The organism is uncultured Pseudomonas sp., assembly GCF_913774235.1.
In the GTDB taxonomy this organism is placed as follows: domain Bacteria; phylum Pseudomonadota; class Gammaproteobacteria; order Pseudomonadales; family Pseudomonadaceae; genus Chryseomonas.
The window spans coordinates 96077-116080 of the sequence record NZ_CAJYDW010000005.1 but is presented as its reverse complement, the minus strand read 5'-3'; the positions used below and the strand labels follow the sequence as shown (position 1 = coordinate 116080).

Here is a 20004-nt window from a genome sequence, read left to right as displayed (position 1 = left end):
CTGTCCTTGGCGCCGCGGGTTGCAGTCCACCACCGACCAGCCAGCCGGCGCTGCCACGGACCCTGAACATGACACCATCCCCCGCAACTGGCGCAGATGTCGCGCTACCTCCGCTCATCGTCATAGGCGCCTCGGCCGGCGGCGTCACCCTCCTCCAGCAATTGTTCGAAGCCCTGGGCGCCAAACTGCCCTTCGCCTTCGTGGTGCTCCAACACCTGCCGCCGGGCAACCCCAGCGGCCTCGCCGGCCTGCTGCGAAACTGGACGGCGATGCCGGTCCGCCTGGCCGCGGACGCCACCCACCCCCAGCCTGCCACGGTGCATCTGCCCTCGCCCGACGACATCCTCACCCTGGAAGACCAACGCTTCCGTACCCGCCCTGCCGAAGGTGGGCATCGGCGCCCGGGGACGGATGCCATCGACGCCTTCTTGGAAAGCCTGTCCCCCGTCGAAGGCGCCCGCACCATCGCGGTGATCCTCTCCGGCAGCGGCATGGACGGCACCGCCGGCGCCATCCACATCCGCCAATGCGGAGGCACGGTGATCGTCCAGGATCCGCTGACGGCCGCCCACGCCAGCATGCCCACCGCCATCGTCCAACGCGACCTGCATCACCTGACCCTCGCCATAGGCGACATCGCGCACTACCTCATCGACTGCGCCGCGCCGGACCACGTCTGGCCAACGCCTGCCACGCAGCAGACACCTCTGGCAGCTACCCTCGACCACATCCTCGGCCTGATCCGCAGGCAGGCGGCATTCGACTTCAGCGGCTACAAGACCTCTCCCCTGCTATGGCGGATTCAGCAACGCATGGACGTCCGCCGGGTCTGGGCCTTCACCGACTACGCCGCCCTGCTGGATGACGATCCGGCGGAACTGGTCGCCCTGGTCAAGGGCATTCCCGTCCATGTCACCGAATTCTTTCGCGACCCCGAGGCCTGGGAAGCTCTGGGCGAGGAGGTCCTGCTGCCCCTGCTGGACAGACCGGACGCCGAGCCGCTGCGTATCTGGATTCCGGCCTGCTCCAGCGGTCAGGAAGCCTATTCCATGGCCATGCTGCTGGACGAACTCCGCACGGCGCACGACTGCACCCGGGAGGCCCAGGTGTTCGCCACCGAACCGGCCCCGGAGCTACTGGCCCAGGCCAGCCGTGGCCTCTATCGCGCCAATGAGGTGGCGGCGCTTTCTCCCGCACGTCGCGCGCGTTATTTCTACCCGGTCGATGGCGCCTTCCGGGTCAGGCGCGTCCTGCGCGAGCACCTGGTGTTCGCGATTCAGGATCTGCTGCTCGATCCGCCCCTGGCCTCGATGGATCTGATCAGCTGTCGCAATCTGCTGATCTACCTCGAACCCGAGACCATCGATGTCGTCCTCCAGGTGCTGCACGGCGCCCTGCGGCCCGGTGGCTATCTGCTGCTCGGCAAGAGCGAAGCCTATCCATTGCATCGCCGCGGCTTCGAACCGGTCGCCCCGCGTTGGAACCTGCATCGCAAGGTAGGACCGCTGTCGACCCAGCCGCCCGCTCTGCCCCGTGTCAGGTCCACCAGGACGACCCGCGCCGCCGCAGCCCAGCGCCAGGCACTCGAACACTTCGAGCTACCGTCGGTGCTGATCGACGTCGAAGGGCAGGTGCTGCGGGTGTACGGCGATACCTCGGCCTTTCTCGGTCTCGCCGCTGGCGAGCCCAGCTACCGGCTGCTCGATCTGGTCCCGCGGCCCTGGGTCGCCCACCTGCGCCACCACCTCACCTCCGCCCTGCACGGTGGCCAGCCCTCCCTGGTGGCCGGATTGCCGGATCGCTTCGACGCCAGCCTGGGCGTGACGCTGCGCATCACTCCGCTGGACGGACCTGGTCAGCATGACCAGGTCCTGGTGTCCTTCATCCGCCAGGAAAGCCGAACGGCACCGCCGGCAGCGGCAGCCACCTCGGATGCCGTCATCGTGGAGGAAGCGGACTGGTGCGAAGCGGTGCGTCTCTCCCAGGAGGAGCTCGAAGCGTCCCGAGAAGAGCTGCAGGCACTCAACGAAGAACTGAAGGCTCTGAACGACGAACTCAAGGACAGTAACGACCATTTGCAACTGAGCAACGAGGACCTCAACCGAGCGAACGACTCGCTGCAGGAACACATCGAGCAGTTGCAGATGCAAAGGCGGGTGTTGTCGTCGGGCGCGGTGATGATCCTGTGCCTGGACGAGACCCTGAGAATCCGCTGGTTCACCCCGGCCATGAGCGACCTGCTGCCCTTGCGGCAGGCCGATACTGGGCGTCATGTGCAGGATCTGGTACCGAAATTCCGGGATCCAGCGCTGTTCGAGGACATCAGACAGGTACTCCAGGGGGGCGAGTCCCGTACCGCCGTGGTGCAGTCCCAGGACGCCCGCTGGTTTCTTCGGCGGGTCAGCCCTGATCCCGGCGATGCCCAGCGCGTCACCGGCGTCGTCCTCACCTTCGCCGACATCACCCTGCGCACCCAGGCGGAGCTGGCGTTGCGCGAGCGCGAGCGCCAGTTGAAACGCAACCAACAGTGGCTCTTGGCGCAAAAGGAGGCCTTCCAAGCCGCCATGAAGGGAGAGGATCTCTGCCTGTCCCTGGGCATCCTCGTCCGCGCGCTGATCGCCCAGGCCGGCGATCAGCGCCGCTGCGCCTTCTTCCTCGCCAAAAGCACCGGCTTGAGCCATGTGGTGGGGATGGCCGAAGGCTATGCCCGCGAGGTCGAAGGCCTGTTGATCGCCCCTGAGTCCCTGGCCTGTGGACTGGCCATCGCGCTGGGCGAGCCCGTCATCACCCGCGATGTGCTGGAAGAACCGCTATGGGAATCCTGGGCCTGGCTAGCGCGCCAATACGACTTCCGCGGCTGCTGGTCCTTTCCGGTGAAAACCGCGGAAGGCGAGAGCCTCGGCTCCCTGGCGATGTACTTCGAACATCCCCAACTGCCCGATGCCGTCGATCTCGAACTGGCCGCCGCCTTCACCCACACCGCTGCAATCATCATCTGGCGGCACCTGCAATCGCCACGGGAACAGCCTGCGGGGTCTCCTCCTTGATTAGCGCATGCAGGTTCAGGGCTACAGCGGCTGCTCAGGGCGGCTGCCGTGCCCCCTGCAATTTCCACCCATTCCAGGGATACCAAAAGGTAAGTCCGCTCGGTATCCATTCGATCCGCCTGGAACCGAAAGCGCTGAATCAATCCTTAGGCGAGATAACGAGATAGTTGGCTTCGCTTGATATCGGACGTCGAGTTGGCGCTGTAGCATGAACAGCCGTAACGGTAGTCATACCTGAAGCCATGCTACCTTCTCACGCACTGTCGCAGCTCAAGCAGTTGCTGCTGGATCTCGGTGGAGATCTCCGGCGTTTCGGCCGTGATCGCCGCCGGCTGATCGATGAACTGGAAACCCTGGCCTCTGTATTGTTGGCGATCCTGCTAGGCCACCTGGCCGGGGTCCAGCATGTCGGTTGGGCGGCGTTCAGCGGCTATATCGTCATGAGGTCCAATGTCCGCGATAGCTTCGCTCGTGGCTGCCTGCGGGTGCTGGGTACCTGCATCGGCGCCGGATGCGCCTTGCTCGTCCTGCACTATCTGCACCTGCAAACGCACGCACAGGCGGTACTGCTGGGCATCGTGGGGAGCCTCACCCTCTACCTGACCCTGGTGGGCCGCCACGGCTATGCCTGGCTGCTCGGAGGCCTCACCTATGCCATGGTCATCCTGGCGGGCCTCCAGACCCCCGACAAAATCGAGCTATTTGCTTGGTCACGCCTGCTGGAGGTCCTGCTCGGCACCTCGGCTTGTGTGCTGGTAAGCGCCCTATCCACCTATGCCATACGCAACCGCTGGTTGCCCAAGGCACCGGACACCCCGACATCGGAGCCGCTTGCCCTCGCCTTGTGGCAGACCTCGGCGCTGCGCCATGCCCTGCAGGGCGGGCTTGCCTTGGCATTGTTGTCATTAATGGCAGGGTGGAAGATCGGCGTGGACATCAGCCAGGCGGCCATTACCATCCTGGCCGTCATGGTCGTTCCACTCGACAGGCTGAGCGAAGCCAGCAAGGCAGTGTCCAGGCGGCTATTGCATCGGATGCTCGGCTGTCTTCTCGGCGGCGGCCTGGCCGCCCTTCTGCTATTGCTCGGTCAGGGCAGTCTCTGGCTGATACTGGCGGGTGTGGCCATAGGCGTGCTGATCGGCCGACATATCGAAAATGGGCCGCTCGGTATCGGCTATCTCGGTATGCAGTTCGCGCTGGCCTTCCTCGTGGTGATGGTGCCTGACCACTATGACCATATCGATCCCGTAGTAAGCATGGAGCGGCTGGGCGGTATCCTGCTGGGCTTTATCGTGCTGGAGCCACTGTATTTTGCCTTGACCTGGCTGATCAGCCGACCTTCCGCCGGCAGGCGCTAGCGACTACCTATACCAAGGCCAGCCATACGCCAGACCTTGATCAGGCCATTCTTTGCAGCAGCGCCCTGGCCACCACTCCGAAGTCGGAGTCCGAGAAACAATTCCAGCAGGTAAGCCGCTCTGCAAAGAGCTATTCGCTGGGCCAGAAACGCAAAAACCCTCCTTGCGGAGGGTTTCTGGTGAAAATGGTGGGTCGTGTGGGATTCGAACCTACGACCAATTGGTTAAAAGCCAATTGCTCGCCGCACCCTCCTTCTCCAGGCCCAGCGGGCCCTACAGAGCAAGCTAGCGGCCTCTAATGAATCCATTAGAGGCTGCGAAAATTGAAAACCACATCCAAGACTTCTACCAAGGGCGGCACCGGGAAAACAACCTCTGTAGCCAACCTGGGGGCATTCTGCGCAGATTCGGGGCTGCGCACCTTGATGATCGATCTGGACCCGGTCCAGCCTTCCCTCTCCTCCTACTACGATCTCGTCGAGCCTGCTCCTTGCGGCGTCTTCGAGCTGATCGCCAACAACGAAACGCGCCTTGAGCACATCGTCTCCAGGACCAGCATCAAAAACCTGTCGCTGATCTATTCCAACGATCCGCACAACCATCTCATCAACCTCCTCCTGCAAGCACCTGATGGCCGGCTTCGCCTGGCTCATCTCAAGGACATTTTTCAGGATGACTTCGACCTGGTGCTGATTGACACGCAAGGTGCCCGCACCGTGCTGCTCGAAATGGTGATGTTGGCCTCTGACCTCGCCGTCTCACCCCTCCCCCCGGAAATGCTGTCGGCACGCGAATTCAATCGTGGCACTTTGCAGATGCTGGATGGACTTCGCCCTTACGCCCGCCTTGGGCTACCGGTACCGCCGATCAAGGCCGTCGTGAACGGGCTGGATCTCACCGCTGACGCACGCCAGTTGAATTCCACGATCCGCGAGACCTTCCGCGATCATGCCGATATCCAGGTCTTAGATACCGTCATTCCTGATGCCGTCGTCTACCGCGAGTCGGCCACCCTCGGCATCCCGGCACATCGTCTGGAGTACAAGCAGCCCAGCAACCGACAGGCGCCTGCGGCCCTACAGGTCATACGCAACCTCGCCATCGAACTCTTTCCAGAGTGGGCTGACCGCTTCACGGCCATGACCGAATCGGTCGTGCATGCCCTGGTGAAAGGGGGCAAATGAGATGGCCAGTTCTCGAAAGCATGATCTGACCCAGGCTACAGGCGTCACGGCAGAAACGGTGCTGAAACAGGGAAGCCTCTACGACGCGAAGAGCCTCCAGAAGGTGCAGACCGGCCTTTCTAGCGCAGCGCGCGAGCTTCGAGCGCTGACCCAGAACTCTAACTCGATCCTAGGGCGGCTAGGCCAAGAGCTGTCTCACGAACAGCGCGAGCTGCTGAACAAAGCGGCAGCCCTACTTGACTCCGTGAAGCATAACGTCGAGCACGCTAAGGAACGGAAAGCACGCGAGGAGAAGGCAGTTGCAAAGCTCCGTGAGCAACGTGGGCAGCAAGCAACGCGACTCGTAGCGCAACATTTCCAGCTATCCACCACGACGGTCGAACAGCAGATCGAAGTGTTGAAACTGTACATCGCCATCAGACCCGTGACTGACGGCTGGCTGCTCAAGGAAGACCACTGCCTTCGAGACATGATGCTGAGCCAGGCTCAAAGCTGGACAGCAACCAGACAATGGCGTTTGGACCAGGTATCAAGCCTGATCGCCGACCTGAAGTACTCGGTCAAAGAACACCTCATTCACCCGGACCAAACTCCCGCTCAGCGACTCGAGTCCCTGCAGCAGCGTATTGATGAGGTCCGAGAAACTCAGCTTTCGAAGCCCAGCGCGCAGGAGACCATCAAGGTCTGGACCAAGGCACTCCAGGAAGTAGTCCTGGAATCAGGCCAGGCGTCCGTCAAGAGCCCCTCTCACGGGGGGACTGTCTGATGGACGCCAACAAGCAGAAGATCCTTGAGCGCGTCGCGAAATGCTTCGCTCTGGCCAGGGATGCCGGCGCCGCGCCGAACGAAGCGGAGACCGCACTGCGTCAGGCCCGCAAGCTGATGCAGCAACACCATCTCCAGGAAGCAGAGATCCACGCCGTCATGGCGTGCGAGGCGTCAGTGGCAACCGGCACCCGACGAAGTCCGGCCCACTGGCTTCATCAACTAGCCCAGGTCTGCTCGGAAGCCTTCGACTGCGACCATCTGGCCTACTTTGATCAGCGGCTGGGGTGGGCCTTCAAGTTCGTCGGCGTAGGCGTAGCAGCAGAGCTGGCCAGCTACGCCTATTCGGCCCTCCACCAGCAGCTGCTGGCTGCGCGGAAGGCCTTCGTACAGAGCCAGAGCCGCTGCAAGCTCGCGACCAAGCGGCGTCGGGGCCAGATCTTCGCCGAGGGCTGGATCGCCGCCGTGCGCGTGAAGGTCCAGGCGTTTGCGCAGGGCAAGCCCGACGAGACCCAGCAAGCCATCTCAGCGTATTTGGCCCTCACCCATCCCAACCTAAAAACCTTCGAGCTGGAGTACATCGAAGCCAAGGGTCATGACACTCGCTCACGCCTCCAGGGCTTCCAACAGGGCAAGACAGCGCAGCTCCATCGAGGGGTGAATCGCCAAGGCGGCCTGGCGCTGGGAGATCGAGTATGAACCAGCCCCTGGTCTTGCCCGACATCGAGCGGGTGGCCGGAAGTCTGGTGCCGGCTCACTCGCAAGAGGCAGAGCAAGCGGTACTGGGCGGGCTCATGCTCGACAACAGTACCTGGGACCTGATCGCCGACGTGCTCCAGGAAGAGGACTTCTTCTACCGGCCGCACCAGCTGATCTTCCGCCGCATCGCCTTGCTTGCCAGCCAGTCGTCGCCCTTCGACGTCGTCACACTCGCCGAGGTGCTGCCCGAAGTACAGGAGGTAGGCGGCATTGCCTACCTGGCCACGCTCGCCAAGGACACACCGTCGGTGGCCAATATCCTGGCCTACGCCGAGATCGTCGCCGAGCGCGCGCACCTGCGCCGGCTCACTCTCTTCGGCTTTGGCTGCAGCCGGGAGGCCAGTACCCCCGGCGCAAAGGCGGCTGAGATTCAGGATCAGGCTGAACACCAACTCTTCGCCCTGGGACAGGACCGCAAAGCCTCCCAGTTCTGCGACGTCCCGGCCACGCTTGGCAAGCTGATCGACACCATCGACTACCGCTTCAACAACCCCACGCCCGTCACCGGGGTGCCGTCGGGGCTTACCGACTTGGACACCCTCACATCGGGCTGGCAGGACACCGATCTCATCATCGTCGGCGCTCGCCCAGGCATGGGGAAAACCAGCTTCATGCTCAATTGCATCGATGCCGCCCTGCAGCACGATCTCCAGAAGACAGTGCAACTGTTCAGCCTTGAGATGCCGGCAGACCAGCTGCTGCTTCGCAATCTGGCAATCCTCGGCAAGCTGGATGCCCAGAAACTCAAGCTGGGACAGCTCGAAGATGAAGACTGGACCAAGCTGACCTATGCAGTCGATCGCCTGCACAAATATGGCGATCGCTTGGTGATCGATGACACGGCCGGACTGACCCCGACGCAGCTACGCGCCCGCTCGCGCCGTGCCGCCAAGCGCTACGGTCATCCGGCGCTGATCATGGTCGACTATCTACAGCTCATGCAGTGCGCCGGGAAGGAAAATCGGGCCAACGAGATCGGTGCAATCACCGGCTCCCTGAAAGCCCTAGCGAAAGAGATGCGCTGCCCGGTCATTGCGCTTTCGCAGCTCAACCGCGAGCTGGAGAGGCGCCCGAACAAGCGGCCTATCAATGCCGACCTGCGCGACGGCGGCTCCATTGAGCAGGACGCCGACGTCATCGTCTTCCTCTACCGCGACGAGTATTACCACCCCGAAACCGAGCATAAGGGCATTGCCGAGCTGATCGTTAGTAAGCATCGCCAAGGCCCCCAAGGCACCGTGTATGCGGCATTCATCGCCAGCCAGACTCGGTTCGAGAACCTCAGTGCTCAAGCCTGGCGGGAAGTGCAGTCATGAATCTCCTGCCCTCCCCTTTCATGCCGGACCTCCTGTGGTCTGAGTGGTCTTGGTTCGCACCTTCAACCCTACCACTGGATGCGTCCGGCACCCTTTCGCGCCGGCGGCCCCTGGCCGCCCGGCGCACTTTCATCCCTGCCCTCCCCTCCGATCTCGCCGGCGGGAGCCGGCAAGGAGTCCTCGCATGAACCCCCACACTGAGCTCTCTCGGGTAACTCACTATTGCCGCCAGTGCGGCCATCATCTCTGTCGGCCGCAGGCGATAGCCGGAGAGGTACTGGTCTGCAGCGTCTGCCACTCGCAAGACATCGAGTCCATGCAGGTGCGAGATCCGGATGCCGGTACCTATCACGACACCACCGTGGTGTTTCGGGTGAGCGGTTCGCGCGAGCAAGCCGATGGCTTCTTCAGCACCCTGGACACGCTCTTCCGGGACGACGGCCTCGCTGAGATTGTGGCCATCGAGGCGGGGAATAAGCTCCAGCTCCAGGCGGGAGGGCAATGACATGCTGCCGTTCCAGAGCTCGGAAATTGAAGCTCCCCTTGTCGATCAAACCAGCCGAGTACGCGACCGCGAGATGCTGGAGCGTGCCCTCGCCGACTTCGAAGCCAGGGGTGGCAAGGTCCAGGTCGTCGATACCACTAAGCGGTCGACCTCGGCCCCTGCCTTTGTCATTAGCGCTCGACGCGAGGAGGCCCTGCAGGCCGACCAGCAGCGGGCCAACGCAGACGCGGCAGCAACAGCCCCCCCTGCACAGCAACTTTCCGATGAGTCGCTCGTGCGCCTGCTGCGCGCCCGCGCGCTGGCCGGGGACACCTTGCGCACCGCGGCCAAGCGGCTGCAGGAGCCCCTGGAGCGCTGCCATGCCCTGGCACGCACTCACCGTCTGCCCTTCAAGGCGGGGTACGTGAAGGGAGGAAGCCGCTCATGAGCTGGATTCTCACCGCTACGGGCCGACGCCTGGATCTCACTGGTAGCACCGCAGACGATATCGACCCACTCGATCTGGCTCGGGGACTCTCCAGAGCATGCCGGTTCGCAGGGCAAACCACCGCCTTCTACTCGGTAGCTCAGCACAGTGTCTTGGCCAGCTACCACGTTCCGCCAGAGGACGCGCTGCCCGCACTCCTGCATGACGCCGCCGAAGCCTACCTCGGCGACCTCACTGGCCCGCTCAAGCGTCTCCTGGTCAGCTACCACGAGGCGCTGCTGACCAGCGCTGCCGAAGTAGCGGGGATGGAGCGCGCGCGTTTCATCGAGCTACTCAGTCTCCGGCTGCCCATGAATTGGACGGTGCCCCACACTTCGTTGTGCATGGGTGTGCATGCCGACCGGCCTTTCTATCACCAGCTCGAACAGCACCTGTTCGGCCTGATCGCGGAGCGATTTGGCATCTCGGCGACCCTGCCCGATAGCGTGAAGGTCGTCGACACACGCCTGATGTTTACAGAGCGCCTGATCCTGATGCCGGGTGACGACGATCCCTGGTATGGACAGGAGGGCATTGAGCCACTCCCCGTCCGGATCGATCCCTGGTCAGCCGAGGTAGCAGAGCAGCAGTTTCTGCAGCGACTGGCGGACCTCACCGAGCCACCTCCGGGTGCAGGATCCTTGATGAGGCAGCCGATCCAGAATGTCGGGCGCATGGTGGCTGGTCAGGAGGACTGCGCATGAGCACAAGCACACCCTCCCTGTCCCCGCGAGACATCGGCAAAAAACACCTCAGGGCCCTCGTGGCCTTCGCCCTGGGCGAAGGATGGGTGGTCACACGTACCCAGGGTGGCCACCTCAGGTTCACCAAGACTGGCTACGCGCCAATCTTCACATCCTCCACACCGAGCGATCACCGCGCGGGTCGCAACGCCCGCGCGCAGCTGCGTCGCGCCCAGTCCTCGAATGAATTGGACCAGACCCTATGAAAGCCGTCCCCAAGCGTAAGCCACGCCAGAAACGAACTGATACAGAGACCGAAAGCTTCCAGCTACGCCTGCCTATGGGAATGCGTGCCCGCATTGATGCAGCCGCGAAGGATGCTCACCGCTCAATGAACTCCGAGATCGTTGATCGTCTGGAGCGCACGTTTCAGCTCCAGACCGAACTGCAGCGGCTGTACCAGGTTATCGATCACCTGCTCGCTGCGACAGATCAACCAAGCCAGCGACCGCTGCTGCAAGCCGTAGGAGAACGCCGCGCATGAGTAAGCCGACGAACGAAGCGGTGGCGAACCGCCTGCTGGCCGGCGGCTTCGCGCCACCGAGTAACCAACTGGCTCGACTGGCCGATCCGATCAAAGAAACGCCCATGCTGCTGACCCTGGACCAGTTGTCCCCCTACGACAACAACCCGCGGAAGACGCGCAATCCCAGCTACGACGACATCAAAGCCTCAATCCTAGCCAGGGGCCTGGACCAGCCCCCGCCCGTAACTCGGCGGCCAGGCGAGGACAAGTACATCATCAGCAGCGGGGGCAACACGCGCCTGGCCATCCTCAATGAGCTGTGGCTGGAAACCCGAGAAGAACGATTCTTCCGGATCAACTGCCTGTTCCGCCCCTGGAGTGACCGCGGCGAGATCGTCGCCCTCACGGGCCATCTGGCCGAGAACGACATGCGCGGCAACCTCATGTTCATCGAGCGTGCGGTCAGTATCGATCAGGCAAGACAGCTGTATGCCGAGAAATTAGGCAAGGAGATCTCCCAGCGCGAGCTGGCGAAGCTGTTGTCGGATGATGGCTATCGAGTTTCCCAACCGCACATCAGCCGCATGCAGGAGACACTCCGGACACTGGTACCCGCGATACCCGCCCTCCTGTACTCGGGACTGGGCAAACCCCAGGTTGAAAAGCTGTTAACGCTGCGCAGCTCCGCTCTGAATGCTTGGATCAAGTTCAAGGGCACCGAAGACGACTTCGAATGGCTGTACCAGGAAGTCCTCAATGGCTTCGACGGCCCGACCGAGAATTTTGTCTATGAGAGCGTTGAGGATGCACTGATTGGCCGGATAGGGAAGGTCCTTCAGGTCGGTTACGAGCACGTCTTCAAGGCGGTGCTCGATCACCAGAAAAGCAGCCGCCGCGCACAGCTGGTAGGCATGCCTATCGAGGACGGCCGAGCGCCTGAGATTCCTCCAAGCACAGTCACACTGTCCGGCACTACCAAGCCGACGCCACCGGGCGTGGATCCGGCTCCTGCGTCCAGGCAGCGGACGTCTGGCCAACAAGAGAAACCCGCTACCGACACCCCTCCTCATCAATTGCCCCAAACACCTCAGCAGACCGGGACGGTCGCGATTGATCCGACTCAGCCCGAGAGCGGTAGTGAGCCACCTGGCCTGCTGACGCCACCCGATCCTGAGAGCCTAACCCAAGACGAGCTCGCTGCTCGGCTCGACGGCCACATCGTGACACCCGATGGCATTGGCCCCAAGGTCCGCGAGGTGCAACGCCAGATTGCGGCGGAGAGCGGAGAGATTCTGCGCGACTTCAACAGCGATGCGCTGCGCGCCATTCCTGTACAGGCCGGTGGCCTGCACCCGGTCTCCGACCTCTGGTATATCGAGCGCGTCCTCGACAATCCCGAGGATCTGCGAAGAGCACTGCAGGCGCTTGCGTTCGAAGTGGCCGAGCTATCGGACGTTCCGGGCGACCTGCTGTATCCCAGCGAACTGGCCCTGGGCTTCACTCTCAAGTCCCCCCAGGCGCCGCTGTCCGAAAGGGGCCAGTGTGCCTGGCAGCTGCTGCAGGCCCTTTACGGCATGTACGGATATGTCAAATCCCGCGATCCCAAACTCGACCTCTCCGATGCGAACGCCACCCTGGCCCTGGGCCTGGGCCGGCTGCTGATCGGGGATCCTCTTTTCGACGACCGACCGGCCAGCACTGAGGGGCGAATGACCGACGCCGCGCTGGTGAAGCTCTTTCGAATGATACGCCTCGCCCGACGGCTCATTGAACTGGAGGCCGGCCAATAGCCGGCCTCCATTTGGATCTGGACTACGCATAGGAAGTTGCTGCCATGTCCTCGAAGTACAGCCCCATGAATCAGGCGCTTCTGGATCAAATTCTTCACCAGATGCGGCATGGTCAAGTTGCACGTTGCCTGGATCTCGGCCTCGATGTCGACGTGCTGAATCAGATGAATCAGCCCCACGCCTACAGCATCTTGAAAAACGCTCCAGTGCGCTGGTGCCGCGTCGAAGTCGACGTGGAGATGATCAAGCAGTTGCTGGAGAATTGCGAACGCGACGAGCGTGAGCAGCGGCTCATACATCGAGCGCTGAAGCTCGGTGCCACGAATGGCATGATTCGTACCTTCTTTGGCTTGTCTCCCAGCGAAATCAGCCTGCTACGCCAACTCTTTGATGCCCCAGGTCGTTCCGGGCGGATGGCCGGTGTCGATGATACCGACCAGATTTGGTATCGATTCAACGACCTGATGAAGCAGCACGACGTCGAGCACACCGATGCCTTCTCGGTACTCGACATCTGCATGCTGATCACCGAAGAGCAAAACGGTCCTCAGGAGGAAGTCGACAACAAGGTGACCGTGGCCTTTATCTGGAATCTGGTCCAGACCTGGATCAACGAGGGGATCTATCCTCCGAAAGCAGCCAGGGCACCGCTCTTCCTTATTTCTGACGCCAGTCGCCAGCGACAGCGGTCCGCAAGTTCGCCCGCCCTCGCAACCTCTCTGGAGGGTCAGCAGGCCCTGGATCTGGATCATGCAGAAGGCGATCAAATGTGACCGTTGCGCCTCTGCCGCCTTTGTTGAACCAAGCCCTGGACGCTGCCGCGTCCCACCTGCACGTGCATGTCCAGGCTCAGCGACACCATAAACAGAAAACCGGCGAAGACCTGCCTGTGGATTTCGCCGGCATCATGTTCTCGGGTAATCCACACGAGACAGTGCCCCGACGGCTGCTACTCGATAACCGGTTGTCACCCCTTGAGAGAAACGCCTGGCAGGTATTTCGCCTGTTGATGAGCGGCGACGGGGTAACCGCATTCCCTACCTACGAGCAGTTGCGCCCCTACCTCGGCTCGTCCCCGGGAAAACCTGCCTCACGGGAGACCGTGGCGAAGGCGCTCACAGTGTTGCGTTTGACGCGCTGGCTGAGCCTAGGTCGACGAGTACGAGACTCCATCACCGGGCGCGTCCAAGGCAACATCTACATCCTGCATGACGAGCCGGTCGATCTTGCCGAAGCCCTGCAACTGGACAGCGACTACCTACCCCTGGTTGCTCAAGGCATCGAGCACGCGAACGCCTCTGTGAAAGAGCTGGCAGCTCAGGTTTTCGACAGTCTATCGGTCAGCGAGACACGCAAGTTGCCCACTCGCGTTGACGTCTTCCAGCACCGGTTTCGCATGCAAGGTCTGGGCGCCGAGCCGCTGGAACTGCCACGAGTACCTGAGTTCGGAATCCGAACTCAGGGCACGCGCGCCCAGGAAAACCCGAGTTCGGATTCCGAACTCAGTGAAACAACCCAAGTTTCCTGCCCTTCGGACCAGAGTTCGGAATCCGAACTCAGTAGAAATCAGGACGCACCTGCCTTAGTTCGGAATCCGAACTCATATAGTACGTATACCTATACAGATACTTCTGTATGTAAAAGCTCTGTACCGCGCGCATCAGACAGGCCACAGCTCACCTGGCCAAGCGCTGGACAGCTGCTGACTGAAGTTCAGCGGGAACATGCCCGCTCCGCCCTGGACGCGTTGTGCCCTGAGATCCGCGCCCCCCTGCTAGATCAATGGGGGGCCAGATGCAGAGGGGGTGGGGTGAAGAAGCCATTCGGCTACTTGATGAAGCTCGTTCAGCGGGCGCTCAAGGGGGAATTCAATACGGACTGGCAGCCGGGCGGGGCCTCATCCACTGAGGGAGCTATGCGTTCTGCACCCGTATCCCTCGCGCCTGAGAGACAACCGCCTATACCGTTACCGCGCTATCAGGAGGCCCCGCCTCCGAAGGCAGCAGTAGCGGATGCTCAAACTGGCCGAATGGCGCTGAACAACATCAAGTCGCTGATCGGGCGTGGGGGTACCAGGCAATGATCCAGGCATTCGCACTGGGTGATTCCCAGGGAATCATTGCCCAGCCCCCTGGCCAAGGTGATGCCACTGGCATCACCTTCCAGCATCTCGACCAGGGTGATGCCACTGGCATCATCTTCCAGCATCTCGACCAGGGTGATGCCACTGGCATCACTTTCCAGCACCCCGACCAAGGTGATGCCACTGGCATCACCTTCCAGCAACCCGACCAGGGTGATGCCACTGGCATCACCTTCCAGCACCCCGACCAGGATGATGCCACTGGCATCATCTTCCAGCATCTCGACCAGGGTGATGCCACTGGCATCACTTTCCAGCACCCCGACCAGGGTGATGCCACTGGCATCACTCCCCTGCACCCCGACCAAGGTGATTCCACTGGAATCACTATCCAGTACCTCGACCAAGGTGATTCCACTTGCATCACTCTCCAGCATCCCGACCTGAGTGATGCCACTGCCATCACTCCCCAGCATCCGGACCAGGGTGATGCCACTGGCAACACGTCCCAGCACCCGGACAACCTCACGCGAACTGCAACCTCCGCAAGCCCAAGTACGGTTTCCCAGTGGCAGCCATCGAAGTTCTCGGCACCCTGCCCAAGTGTCCCATCACAACCAAGGAAACCTTCTCATGGCTGATACCTTCCAGCTCAACCTGGGCTCGCTCAGATCAACCATCGATCTCACGCTGCACACCCACCACGCTTCCCGCCTCTGGTTCGGTCGCCAGCGGGTTGATAACAAGCCGGGCATGATCGGACTGTCGGGCTTCGCCAACATCATCAACCGCATCACCGCTAGCGCGGCCAAGGACGATCCCTACGCCGACCTCTACCTCATCATGATCGAGGAAAAGATCGAGGAATCTGAGCAGGAAATGACGGCCATCGATCAGCGATTGGACCAGATCATGGCGATGTTGCCTAAGCAGCTCGACGTCGGGACCAATCTGTCGATCCAGCCTCTTAAAGTACCGCTGTACCTAAGCTCCCCGCTCGCGTTCAGGGGCGTCTATCTGCTCACGCAGTATGACGAGCTGGTTCGCCGAATTCTTTTGGCCGCTCACATAGGTCTCATCGATACGAGATCCAAAGAGCTCTGGTTGGACGAAGGCGCCGCCGTGCTGCGTCGCCTCTACGGCGTTGGCCAGCGCTACAAGGGCTATAGCGGTGCATCGCGCGACGACATCGCTGCGAACAATGCACGGGCCATCAATGCGAAGGAAATGTACGCCGTTCTGGAGATGCCAAAAGACGTGCTTGAGGGGACCCGGCGTAGCAAATTTGCCCCAGCCATCCAGCGCCCTGGGGAAACCCCGACAACCACTCAGAGTGGCGAAGACTTCGGCGATGGCGACAGTGCTGAAGAGGATGAGCATCCAGGCGAACCGAGTAGCTTACAAAGCGCCAACGCACTGAGTGAGGTCTAACGCCATGGCACTGCAACAGTCCACTCAGGGCTCAAACGCAGCAGACCTGCAACAGACAGCCTTCCAGCCACTGCAACAAACTGTCTTCGCGAGCCTGCAACACGCGCCCTTCTACAAAGGGCTTTTAAAGCCCTTTAAGGGTAAGGGAGCGATGGACCAGTTGGCCGAGCAGTGCCGTTCCCTTGCAGCCGACCTGAACGCTCTGGCCCAGGAGCAGGTCCTGGCCCAGGCCCAGCGATACCCATTCACCTTGCTGCCGATCCGGCTCACGCATCAGGTGACTTCAGCCGGAACTATGTTCCTGCGGTGGCAGGAGGTCGGCACGCGCCGGATGGGGGTCCAGTTGTGGGAGGAGCTGTGTCAGGACACCAAGACTCCGGAGTCGATGCTCGCCGACCTCCACGCCCTGGAGCAGCAGCGCATCGCGCTGAACATGCAGATCAGCCTGGTCCATTCCATCGGCCGACAGGCCGCCGAGTGCGCCGAGAAGATGGCCCAGGCCGATGCCGTTTACACAGAACGGCTGCAACAGATCATCCAATCCCGCGGCAAAGACGCCGCACCCCAGCAGGAGGCCTGACATGGGCACAGCAGTCGTTTGGGAAGGCAACATCGGCTCCACACCGGAGTACCGCAAGATCCAGAAGGGCAACAACGAACCTCGGCACCTGCTGCGGTTGAACGTCTATTTCGACCACAGCATCCGGCTCGCCGATGGCAGCTATGAAGACCGCGGCGGCTTCTGGGCCAACGTCGAGTGGTGGCACCGGGATGCGGAGAGCTACAGCAACCTGTTCCAGAAGGGAATGCGGGTGCTGGTGGACGGCGCGGCGGTCATGGATCGCTGGGATGACGAACATGGTGACGAGCAGGCGGCGATGAAGGTTCAGGCCTCGCGCGTGGCCATCCTGCCGCACCGGCTGGTCTCGGTGGAACTGGGCCAGAGTTCGGGCAACGGCCAGGCACGGCAGAACACGGCTCCGCAGCCAGCCCCGGCCGCGCCGACATCGGACGGCTTCGACGACAACATCCCCTACTAGCCCCTTAGAAATTTGGCCGCCCCTGCGTGACGCTCCAGGAAATAGGAGGTTCCTCTATCGTGAGCCTCCCATTCCACAGGCCTGACTCGCTGGGCGAAAAAATCGCCGGATCGTGAAGCGTCCGGTGATGGCCAAGCTGACTCATCGGGAAGCTCCAGCGCGCAGTGGCAGTCTCCTGTACATGGATTTGGGCGCGCCACAACGTGAAGCTACTAGACCAGTCGACTCCCTCAGCGGGGAACTGCCATGGCGAAGAGAACTGCTGCGAAAGCGAAACCCAAGCCTCATGACCGGCGTTCCGGCGCCCTCGCCCATGCGGCCGCGGCGAAGGCCGGCGCCGAGGCCGCAATCGCCAAGACGGGTCTACACGCATGTCCCTACGATCACCCTCCGTTTCGGGCCTCGTGGCTGAAGGGCTACTACGGAGCGGCGCAGCAGAGCTTTGATTTTTAACACGCCGGATGCGCAGCTAGACCAAACATGTGAACTGCTCGACACTCTCCTCTTCTATCGCGAGCTGCCGAGGCAAACGTTCATGAGTTTTCATACTGAATTGTGGATCCTGCTGGAAGGAGGCCGAGCTGCAGACGTGGAGGGCATCCGTTCCCATCTGACAGACTACTTGGATCGGAACGGTTTGCATCATCAAGTCTACGACGATCTTTTTACTGCCTTCTCATCAGGGAACTCAATCCTCAACCTTGACGGCTGGTCCGTGCGTGCGCTGCTCGCAGAGGTATCGAAGCAACTGCCCAAACTCGAATTTGCCGCCCGAGGTGTGGGCGAGGAAATCCGGGACATTTGGGTTCGTGAGTTCGCCGGAGGTGAGCAAGGCTTTGAGGCTGGCCCCTGGAGCGAAGGGTAGGTCTCGTAGGCAACCTCGAAGCGACAGGTTAGGGTTGTAGCTTTCTATCTTCTGCAGAAACTTAGATCCTCCGCGAATTAAACGCGGAGGATTTACATGCTGAATTTGGTTGCGGCCCTTTTCGTCTGGCTCATCGGTGGCAGAGCGAACCGGCTGTTCGCGCCCGCTGAAGGATGAGCCGACCCTCGCTACGCAACGCGGCCGGTAACTCTCAGCTCTTGCAGCGGGCCGTCTTCGACGGCTACGACTTCGGCCTGAAGATGCCCTACCTCGAGGGCGCCAACCGTTTGCTGACGAGTCGCGGTGGTTTCTTCATTCGCCGCGGCGAGCACCCGCTGTCACGGTACTGGCGAGTGCCCAAGGGCCGCCTGTTGGAAGACCTGGACGTCCTCTTCCACCTGCTGGCGGAGCTGGCCGGCGGCCGCTTTGCGGATCAGTGGGCGGCCTTCAGTGACAAGATCGCCCAAGCCCAGGGCGATCCGCAGCGAGATCTCTTCGTCTGGGGCATGCGGCTACGGATTGCGCCGCTGTCGGGCGGCGGCGTGGTGATGTCCGGCGATTACCATCCCGGCTGCGTAGCGGTGGCCAAGCGCATGCAAGGGGCCTTTCTCTCGGTCAGTCGGGCCTGGCGGATACCGACCTCGGCTGAATTGCTGCGCAGCAACCTCATCCTGGAGCTGGGACTGCTCGAGGAGCAGTTCGAGATGATCGACGTGCTTCAGGAGCTGCTGTCCGACGGCTCGATCAGCGCAGCGCGGGATGTCACGGCGATTTCGATTGGGGGGCCGCAACAGGAGCGGAGCGCGCCAGTTGGCGAAGAGGACAGTGCGGCGGAGGTCTACCTGGCCGCGGTGCCGGACATCGCCAAGACCAGTTGGACGGTTGAGGCCATCGACGAGGCGCTCAGGCCCTATTCACTGATGCCCCACCAGCCGGCCGGCATCCGCCACCTACTGCAGCGGACCAGCGCGCTGCTGGCCGATGACATGGGGCTGGGCAAAAGCCGCCAGGCCGTCATCGCTGCCGGCATCCAGTCCGCAGGCGAGCGGATCCTGGTGGTGGTGCTGGCCAGCCTGGTGATCAACTGGGAGCGGGAGATCCAGGCGGTCTATCCAGACGCTCGGATCGCCCGGCAGCGCTATCAGGCGGACGCCCAGTGGGTGATCGTCAACTACGAGCGTCTGGGTGACTTCGTGGCCATCGCCGATCAATTCGCCGTGATGATCATTGACGAGGCTCACCGGCTGAAGGAACCGACCGCGGCCTGGACCCGCAATGGCTTCGACATCGCCGCCAAGGTGCCCAACCGCTATCTGTTGACCGGCACGCCGGTACTCAACCGGGAATCGGAGCTGCACACGCTGTTGCGACTGTCTGGCCATCCCATCGGCCAGCTCCCGCTCGCGGAGTTCTGCGAGCGCTTCGCCGGCAGTCCCGAGTTCCGCCAGGCGTTACGCGCCGAGATCAGTGACTGGATGCTGCGCAGGCGCAAGGACGTCCTCCCCGACCTCAAGGGCAAGCAACGGCAGACTGTGCCAGTGGTGCTGGATGAGCTGCAGCAGCGTGAGTACGACACTATCCGCAATGCAGATCGGCCCGTGTTCGCGCGGCTGGGTCAGCTTCGCCAGTTGCTGGAGCGTGTGAAGGTCCCGGTGGTGATCGAGCTGCTGGCCGATCTGGATCCGCAGGACAAGGCGATCCTGTTCTGCGAGTACAAGGAGACGGTCGCCACGTTGCAGCGGCAGTGCGAAGCCGCAGGCCTCGGTTGCGTCACCCTGATGGGTACCGACAGCGTGACCAAGCGGCAAAACGCGATCGATGGCTTCCAACAGGATGCCGACTGCCGCGTCTTCATCGGCACAACGTCGGCAGCGGGTACCGGCAACAACCTGACCGCCGCCAACTACGTGTTCTTCCTGGGCCTGCCGTGGACCCCCGGGCTGCAGGACCAAGCCGAGGACCGCGCGTACCGCAATGGCCAGCGGCGGCTGGTAGTGGTGAAGATCCCGCTGGTGGAGAACAGCATCGATCTACACCTTTGGCAGATGCTGAAGGACAAGCGGCGGATCGCCAGTGACCTGATCGAGCCAGACGCTGCCGAGAAAGCTCGGAGCGAGCTGGCCTCAGCCTTGGTGGCCTAGCCACCCTCGGATTATCGGCGCTTTTGCATCCCGCGCTTGCGCAGC

At 62.1% G+C, this 20004-nt stretch carries 21 protein-coding genes and 1 tRNA gene; 20 read left to right on the top strand and 2 right to left on the bottom strand.

What is annotated here, in order from left to right; all coding sequences use genetic code 11:
• Positions 1-68 precede the first annotated feature (68 nt).
• On the top strand, positions 69-3047 hold the full coding sequence (locus tag QZ471_RS03045) for a CheR family methyltransferase (protein ID WP_295460810.1): 2979 nt from the start codon (positions 69-71) through the stop codon (positions 3045-3047).
• Between the two features lie 278 nt (positions 3048-3325).
• Complete coding sequence (locus QZ471_RS03040; protein ID WP_295460809.1) at positions 3326-4405, top strand: FUSC family protein; 1080 nt, start codon at positions 3326-3328, stop codon at positions 4403-4405.
• A gap of 186 nt (positions 4406-4591) precedes the next feature.
• Here the strand turns inward: QZ471_RS03040 and QZ471_RS03035 are convergent.
• Positions 4592-4655: transfer RNA gene (locus QZ471_RS03035), tRNA-Lys, on the bottom strand.
• A gap of 73 nt (positions 4656-4728) precedes the next feature.
• Here QZ471_RS03035 and QZ471_RS03030 point away from each other — a divergent pair.
• From QZ471_RS03030 to QZ471_RS02975, 12 genes are all read left to right on the top strand, one after another.
• Positions 4729-5589, top strand: coding sequence for a ParA family protein (locus QZ471_RS03030; protein ID WP_295460808.1), 861 nt, complete (start codon positions 4729-4731; stop codon positions 5587-5589).
• Position 5590: 1 nt separating this feature from the next.
• A complete protein-coding gene (locus tag QZ471_RS03025; RefSeq protein WP_295460807.1) occupies positions 5591-6355 on the top strand; it encodes a hypothetical protein in 765 nt (254 codons plus the stop codon).
• On the top strand, positions 6355-7053 hold the full coding sequence (locus QZ471_RS03020) for a DUF2786 domain-containing protein (protein ID WP_295460806.1): 699 nt from the start codon (positions 6355-6357) through the stop codon (positions 7051-7053). The genes QZ471_RS03025 and QZ471_RS03020 overlap by 1 nt, the downstream gene beginning before the upstream one ends.
• Positions 7050-8429 (top strand): replicative DNA helicase, encoded by a 1380-nt coding sequence (gene dnaB, locus QZ471_RS03015; protein WP_295460805.1) that lies wholly within the window; start codon positions 7050-7052, stop codon positions 8427-8429. Before QZ471_RS03020 ends, dnaB begins: the two co-directional genes overlap by 4 nt.
• Positions 8430-8613: 184 nt before the next feature.
• The gene (locus tag QZ471_RS03010; protein ID WP_295460804.1) at positions 8614-8934 is read left to right on the top strand and encodes a hypothetical protein; all 321 of its coding nucleotides are present in this window, start codon (positions 8614-8616) and stop codon (positions 8932-8934) included.
• Between the two features lies 1 nt (position 8935).
• Positions 8936-9361, top strand: coding sequence for a hypothetical protein (locus tag QZ471_RS03005; RefSeq protein WP_295460803.1), 426 nt, complete (start codon positions 8936-8938; stop codon positions 9359-9361).
• The gene (locus tag QZ471_RS03000; protein ID WP_295460802.1) at positions 9358-10104 is read left to right on the top strand and encodes a hypothetical protein; all 747 of its coding nucleotides are present in this window, start codon (positions 9358-9360) and stop codon (positions 10102-10104) included. Before QZ471_RS03005 ends, QZ471_RS03000 begins: the two co-directional genes overlap by 4 nt.
• Complete coding sequence (locus tag QZ471_RS02995) at positions 10101-10349, top strand: hypothetical protein (protein WP_295460801.1); 249 nt, start codon at positions 10101-10103, stop codon at positions 10347-10349. The genes QZ471_RS03000 and QZ471_RS02995 overlap by 4 nt, the downstream gene beginning before the upstream one ends.
• The gene (locus tag QZ471_RS02990) at positions 10346-10627 is read left to right on the top strand and encodes an Arc family DNA-binding protein (protein WP_295460800.1); all 282 of its coding nucleotides are present in this window, start codon (positions 10346-10348) and stop codon (positions 10625-10627) included. Before QZ471_RS02995 ends, QZ471_RS02990 begins: the two co-directional genes overlap by 4 nt.
• Positions 10624-12399 carry a ParB family protein gene (locus tag QZ471_RS02985; protein ID WP_295460799.1) on the top strand — a complete coding sequence of 592 codons (1776 nt, stop codon included), beginning with the start codon at positions 10624-10626 and terminating at the stop codon, positions 12397-12399. Before QZ471_RS02990 ends, QZ471_RS02985 begins: the two co-directional genes overlap by 4 nt.
• A 44-nt stretch (positions 12400-12443) precedes the next feature.
• On the top strand, positions 12444-13172 hold the full coding sequence (locus QZ471_RS02980; protein ID WP_295460798.1) for an STY4526/YPO1902 family pathogenicity island replication protein: 729 nt from the start codon (positions 12444-12446) through the stop codon (positions 13170-13172).
• Complete coding sequence (locus QZ471_RS02975) at positions 13169-14482, top strand: STY4528 family pathogenicity island replication protein (RefSeq protein WP_295460797.1); 1314 nt, start codon at positions 13169-13171, stop codon at positions 14480-14482. The genes QZ471_RS02980 and QZ471_RS02975 overlap by 4 nt, the downstream gene beginning before the upstream one ends.
• Here the strand turns inward: QZ471_RS02975 and QZ471_RS02970 are convergent.
• Positions 14416-14997 (bottom strand): mucin 17-like protein, encoded by a 582-nt coding sequence (locus tag QZ471_RS02970; RefSeq protein WP_295460796.1) that lies wholly within the window; start codon positions 14995-14997, stop codon positions 14416-14418. The genes QZ471_RS02975 and QZ471_RS02970 overlap by 67 nt on opposite strands.
• A 118-nt stretch (positions 14998-15115) precedes the next feature.
• Here QZ471_RS02970 and QZ471_RS02965 point away from each other — a divergent pair, with 118 nt between their 5' ends.
• The 6 genes from QZ471_RS02965 (at position 15116) to QZ471_RS02940 (ending at position 19959) form a co-directional block, all read left to right on the top strand.
• Positions 15116-15913, top strand: coding sequence for a PFL_4669 family integrating conjugative element protein (locus tag QZ471_RS02965; RefSeq protein WP_295460795.1), 798 nt, complete (start codon positions 15116-15118; stop codon positions 15911-15913).
• A 4-nt stretch (positions 15914-15917) separates the two neighbouring features.
• Positions 15918-16493, top strand: a complete 576-nt coding sequence (locus QZ471_RS02960) for a DUF3158 family protein (protein WP_295460794.1) — start codon at positions 15918-15920, stop codon at positions 16491-16493.
• A gap of 1 nt (position 16494) precedes the next feature.
• Complete coding sequence (locus QZ471_RS02955; protein WP_295460793.1) at positions 16495-16953, top strand: single-stranded DNA-binding protein; 459 nt, start codon at positions 16495-16497, stop codon at positions 16951-16953.
• Between the two features lie 246 nt (positions 16954-17199).
• On the top strand, positions 17200-17406 hold the full coding sequence (locus QZ471_RS02950) for a CrpP family ICE-associated protein (protein WP_295460792.1): 207 nt from the start codon (positions 17200-17202) through the stop codon (positions 17404-17406).
• An 82-nt stretch (positions 17407-17488) separates the two neighbouring features.
• Positions 17489-17818 (top strand): hypothetical protein, encoded by a 330-nt coding sequence (locus tag QZ471_RS02945; RefSeq protein WP_295460791.1) that lies wholly within the window; start codon positions 17489-17491, stop codon positions 17816-17818.
• 173 nt (positions 17819-17991) lie between these two features.
• Positions 17992-19959, top strand: a complete 1968-nt coding sequence (locus QZ471_RS02940; RefSeq protein WP_295460790.1) for a DEAD/DEAH box helicase — start codon at positions 17992-17994, stop codon at positions 19957-19959.
• Positions 19960-20004 lie beyond the last annotated feature (45 nt).